Here is a 1326-nt window from a genome sequence, read left to right on the forward strand (position 1 = left end):
ATGGCGGGTAGCCGCGACGGCGGTAGTGGCTGGTCCGGGCCTGGTGTTGACGTCTGCGGCGCCAGTGTGACCAGGCCCAGATCCGGGTCGGGCAGGGTGGGGTGGTCAGGATCAGGGACACCATGAGGCGGCGGATCTCCGGTACGGTGTAGCCGATCATCATGTCGTCGCTGAGGCCGGTTCCCCTTTTGCAGCAAAGGTTCTGGCGACGGTGAGCCAGGCGTGTGCGGCCATGGCCAGGGTGATGTGCGCGTGCCAGGCCCGCCAGTCGCGTACCTGGTAGTCGTCGAGGCCGGCTTCCTGTTTGGCCTGTTGGAAGCATTCCTCGATCGCCCACCGGCTGCCGGCGACCCGGACCAGGTCGACCAGGCGGGTGCGGCGGGGGCCGTAGCAGACGTAGTAGGCGATCTCGCCCGTGGTGAGGCTGCGGCGGGCGAGCAGCCAGTGGCCGCGCCCGGCACGCCAGCTGACACGGATCGGCACACGGGCCCACAGGTACTCGCGGGGACCGTGCGCGCCGGCGCCGGCGGACAGCCGGCACCACGCCCGGGCCGGCACGGCGGCGATCAACTCGTCAGCCCGGCGGACCCCCATCGTGGTGGTGACCATGTCGTCGTTGCGGCGGGTTGCCAGCACATAGCCGACATCGCGTTCCTCCAGCCAGACCCGCAGGCTCTTCACCTGCCCGTAGGCCTCGTCGGCGGTGACCCACCCGACCGGCACCCCGGCGTCCAGGGCCCGGGCCAGCAACACCCGGGCGATCTGCGGCTTCGTGGCGAACCCGACCTCGTCCGGGACACCGGCTCCGGCACACCGTCCACGGTCGTCGGTCCACGCCGCCGGCAGGTACAACCGCCGGTCGATCAACCCGTGCCCCCGGGCCGACCGGTAGGCCAGGAACACCCCGACCTGACAGTTCTCGACCCGACCGGCCGTACCCGAGTACTGCCGGGCCACACCCGCAGAACGCACGCCCTTCTTCAGAAAACCGGTGTCATCGACGATCAGCACCCCCCGCGGATCACCCAGATACTCGACCAGGTAATCCCGCACATCGTCACGGACCGCCTCGACATCCCAGTCGGCCCACCGCAGCAACCGCTGCATCCCGTCCGGCGACACCTCCCCGGCACGCTCGGCCAGAGTCCAACCGTTCTTACGCTCCAGCCCAGCGGCCAGCCCAGACACGTACTGCCGCACCCGAGCCCGCGGCTCCGCCCGCCGAAACCGGACCGCGATCCGGGCGTGCAACCGGTCCAACTCGCCAGCCCACACATCGACCTCTGCAGCCGTCACGGCGCACATCATGCCCTACACCGCACCCAC

Annotated in this window: 1 protein-coding gene; it reads right to left on the bottom strand. The window is 70.4% G+C overall.

The features are described 5' to 3' along the window. Positions 1 to 159: 159 nt before the first annotated feature. Positions 160 to 1305, bottom strand: coding sequence for an IS701 family transposase (locus AB0I42_RS37280; RefSeq protein WP_357544489.1), 1146 nt, complete (start codon positions 1303 to 1305; stop codon positions 160 to 162). Between the last annotated feature and the right edge of the window lie 21 nt (positions 1306 to 1326).

The sequence above is a fragment of the Polymorphospora sp. NPDC050346 genome (assembly GCF_040655695.1).
GTDB classification, from domain to species: Bacteria; Actinomycetota; Actinomycetes; order Mycobacteriales; family Micromonosporaceae; genus Polymorphospora; species Polymorphospora lycopeni.

What these genes read in the sequence shown, in the direction of transcription:
- AB0I42_RS37280 (WP_357544489.1), bottom strand. Translation starts at nt 1,305, where the DNA reads ATGTGCGCCGTGACGGCTGCAGAGGTCGATGTGTGGGCTGGCGAGTTG.